Annotated in this window: 3 protein-coding genes; 2 read left to right on the forward strand and 1 reads right to left on the reverse strand. The window is 48.8% G+C overall.

What is annotated here, in order from left to right; translation table 11 throughout:
• A partial coding sequence (locus ACTHMC_RS04230; RefSeq protein ID WP_440411098.1) for a hypothetical protein occupies positions 1-752 on the forward strand: 752 nt, incomplete at its 5' end.
• 3 nt (positions 753-755) lie between these two features.
• On the opposite strand, the gene ACTHMC_RS04235 is transcribed toward ACTHMC_RS04230, so the two are convergent.
• On the reverse strand, positions 756-1,769 hold the full coding sequence (locus ACTHMC_RS04235) for a LacI family DNA-binding transcriptional regulator (protein ID WP_440411100.1): 1,014 nt from the start codon (positions 1,767-1,769) through the stop codon (positions 756-758).
• 148 nt (positions 1,770-1,917) lie between these two features.
• On the opposite strand from ACTHMC_RS04235, the gene ACTHMC_RS04240 reads away from it, so the two are divergent.
• Positions 1,918-4,136: SusC/RagA family TonB-linked outer membrane protein (locus tag ACTHMC_RS04240; protein WP_440411102.1), on the forward strand; the 2,219-nt coding region annotated here is incomplete at its 3' end.

Below are 4,136 nucleotides of genomic sequence, written 5' to 3' on the forward strand. Positions count from 1 at the left end.
TGCACGTGATCAGCAGGGAAGGGCCTCCCATCTTCTATGTAGGTGATACCCTGCAACATGTAAAATATGCAGGCACCAAAGCAGGCATGATGAAGATCACTGCCATCAGCACTTTCACGCCCATCTCTTCAGATACACATGCTGTAATGAGCCGCTATCCTGAACTTCTTTTCAAAACCAGTTATAACAGGGGGACCGTGCTTACCGTAGATACATTCCCTTCCATGGCGCTGGGCGACCTGGTGTACAACGAAAGCCATACCGGCAAAGGATTCCTGATCCGCAACAATAAAGTAGGGTATAACCGTTCACGCGGTATTCTCATCAAAAGTTCTGATGGTATTGTAACGGATAACGAAATTTCCGGCACTGCCATGAACGGCATCCTGGTGGCCCCTGAGATCACCTGGATGGGTGGCGGGTTTGCCGATAACGTGGAGATCAAATACAATAAACTGTTTGAATGCATGTTCGAGAAAACAAACCAGGGCATGCCTCCAGGTGCGCTCTCCGTATGGTATGTGAATGGCATTCCACAAGTGCCTGCAACAGCCGGCGCCTTCAGCCAGATGAACATTCATCATAACACCATTCAGAAATGTCCATACCCTGCCATGGTATTTGTATCAGTGAGCGGTCTCTCGCAGAACAATAATACCATTGAAGCTTATCCCTGCCAGACCAGGCAGCATGGCCTGCGTTGGGGAGCTGTGAATACAATACCTGTCTGGACAGTCAACAATACGCCGTAAGACTCAGCTGCTCTTTCTCACGATCAGTTCTGTTTTCAACACGCGGATAATGGATTTCCATTCCGTTACATCCCGGTTGATCTGATCGATGAGCAACTGGGCAGCCGTTTGGCCCATTTCTTTAACGGGCTGGGAAACCGTAGTGAGCGCAGGTTCTATGAGGCCGGAAGCAAAATCATTGCTGAAGCCCACGATGGCGATATCCTTCGGTACATCCAGCCCTTTCTTTTTTACTATCTGCAATGCCTCGATTGCCGTAGGATCATTGATAGCGAAAATGGCATCAGGCGGAATGGGAAGCCGCAGCAGGTGGTTCACATATATTTTTACCTTGGCAATGGTAAGATCATAGGGAATGATGATCTCTTCATCGATGGGAATGCCGTAACGCTTCAGGGCATCTTTATATCCTCTCAGTCTCTTTACACTGATCAGTAATGATTCCGGTCCCGCCAAATGCGCGATCCTTCTCTTCTTTCTCTTGATCAAATGCTCCACCGCGCGGAATGCGCCTTCATAATCATCCACGATCACTTTGGGAACCTCCATATCATCACAGACCCTGTTGAAAAAAACAATGGGAATTCCTTTGCGCTCGAAGATCTTCAGGTGATCGAAATTGCGCGTTTCTTTGGTGAGGCTCACCAGTACGCCATCCACCTGGTTGGCCAGCATCAGCCTGGTATTGGCCACTTCCGTTTCATAGGTTTCATTGGAATGACAGATGATAGTGCTGTAGCCCGCAGCAGCAGCCACTTCCTGGGCTCCCATGATCACCTGCGGGAAATAAGAGCTCACAAATTCAGGAACAATTATTCCGATGGTATTACTCTTTTTATTGAGCAGGCTTATGGAAAGCATATTGCGCTGGTAATCCAGCTGCCCGGCCAGTTCCATTACGGCCTGTCTCGTTTTTTCACTGACACTGGGATGGCCTGTCAATACCCTCGATACAGTGGATTTGGAGAGGTTCAGTTTTTTGGCAATGTCAACAATCGTTATTTGATGGCGCTTCATTGAGGTATGATTGAAAACACAAATAAAAGGAATTGGAACGATATGGGAACATTCCCGTAAATTGGGAATGTTCCCATGAATAAAATAACTCAGGAATTTTTGTCCTGATATCCGTAATCGGCATTTTTGTTACAGAACGATGCTCCGTATGAAACATAAACTAACTGCCATCTACCTGGCTCTGATTGCACTGATTTCAACATTCTCCGGCCTCCATGCCCAGAATGCCCCTCCATCTTCAGCTTCCAAAGTAATTACCGGTAAGGTCACCGATGCTGAGAACGAACCCCTCGAAGGTGTTACCGTTCAGCTGAAAGGAAAACCTACCACTGCCACCACCAACGAGAACGGCATTTTCAATATCGCGGTAAGCGATCTGAAAAATGCTGAATTGTCGTTTTCCATGGTAGGCTATGTTACCAAAGCTGTAAAAACGAACGAGAAAACAACCGTTTACAATGTGGTGCTCACCAGTTCCATGAAGGACCTGGATGATGTGATCGTGATCGGTTATGGTACCGTAAAGAAAAGAGACCTCACGGGATCGGTTGGCCAGGTGAAAGTGGCCGATATGAAGAAAGCCCCGGTGGCCAGTTTTGAGGATGCCCTTGGCGGCCGCGTTGCGGGCGTACAGGTAAGCGCTGTGGACGGACAGCCCGGTTCCAACAACCTCATCACTATCCGCGGTGGCAACTCCATCACACAGAGCAACGCTCCGTTATATGTAATAGATGGATTCCCCATCGAGAATCCCGGCAATAACGCCATCAATCCTGATGATATCGAATCTATCGAAGTGCTGAAAGACGCTTCCGCCACCGCTATCTACGGCGCACGTGGCGCAAACGGCGTAGTGATGATCACTACCAGGAAAGGAAAAGCAGGTCCTCCTGTGCTGACCTACAACGCCTGGTACGGCATTCAGAAAGAGATCGGCCGCCAGGAAGTGATGAGCCCCTATGAGTTCGTGAAATACCAGATAGAACTGAACCCCACACAGGCCAATATCTACCTGGATAATGGAAAAACACTGGAGTCTTATAAAGACGTCAAAGGCGTGAACTGGCAGGACGAAATCTTCCGCGTTGCCCCCATGCAGAACCATAGCATTTCTCTCACCGGCGGTAACGACAAGAGCCGCTACGTAGTGTCTGGTTCTCTGATGGACCAGCAGGGGATCATCATCAATGGTGGTTTCAAACGCGCGCAGGGAAGGATAGTGCTGGATCAGACGGTTTCCGATAAACTGAAAGTGGGTGTGAATGTGAACTACACCGGCCTGAATACACAGGGACAGGTTGCCACCAGCGGTGGAGAGAACGGCATCACTGCTTCCTCTTACCTGTTCTACAGTGCATGGGGGTATCGCCCGGTTACAGGTGACTCCCTCAACGATCTCACTTTTATGGACGATGCCTTCGACCCCGATATCACCAGCGGTACCGACTTCAGGGTGAATCCCATCATCTCCGCAAAGAACCAGCATATCAAGAGCTTTACCAATGTGCTCCTGGCCAATGGTTACCTCAGTTACAAAGTCTCCAAAGACCTTACACTCCGCATCAGTGGTGGCATCACTCGCAACGCCAACCGCCGCGAAGTATTCAATAATTCCAAAACATCGGCAGGCAGTCCCCGTACTACTTACGGATCTACCAACGGTGTGAACGGATCTATCAACAATAATGTGTTCAGCAGCTGGCTGAATGAAAATACACTTACGTATAACAAGCGATTCAATAAGAACCATATCCTGAATGCAGTGGTTGGTTTCACCATGCAGAAGAACAGGTCGCTTGCCGATGGTTTCTTCGCCAACAAAGTGCCCAACGAATCGCTCGGTATCAGCGGCCTCGATGAAGGTCTGCCTGTTACCAGTACTTCTGCAGATTCTGAATCAGCGCTGGCGAGCTTCCTGGGAAGAGTGAACTATACCTGGAAACAGAAATACCTCTTCACGGCTTCATTCAGGTCAGATGGTTCTTCCAAATTCGCACCGGGCAACCGCTGGGGTTATTTCCCCTCCGGATCAGTTGCATGGCGTGTGAATGAAGAGAAGTTCATGAAGAAGTTCACCTGGATCTCCGAAACTAAACTCCGCGCGAGTTACGGTATTACCGGTAACAACCGTGTGAACGATTTTGCTTATCTCTCCGTACTGCGTCAGACCGGCTTTACCAACGGTAGCGGCAATACTACACCCGGTTATTATTTCAATAACGTGCATATCCCGGGATCTGCGCCGGTTGAAGTAGGTAACAAAGACCTGGTTTGGGAGCGTACTGCACAATTTGACCTGGGACTGGATCTCGGTTTCTTAAACAACCGCCTGGCGCTGACAGTTGATTATTACAATAAGAGAACAAG

It is taken from the genome of Pseudobacter sp., from assembly GCF_051955275.1.
Classification (GTDB): Bacteria; Bacteroidota; Bacteroidia; order Chitinophagales; family Chitinophagaceae; genus Pseudobacter.

Excerpts from the sequence above, each read along its gene's own strand:
- ACTHMC_RS04235 (WP_440411100.1), bottom strand. The coding sequence starts at position 1,769 with ATGAAGCGCCATCAAATAACGATTGTTGACATTGCCAAAAAACTGAAC.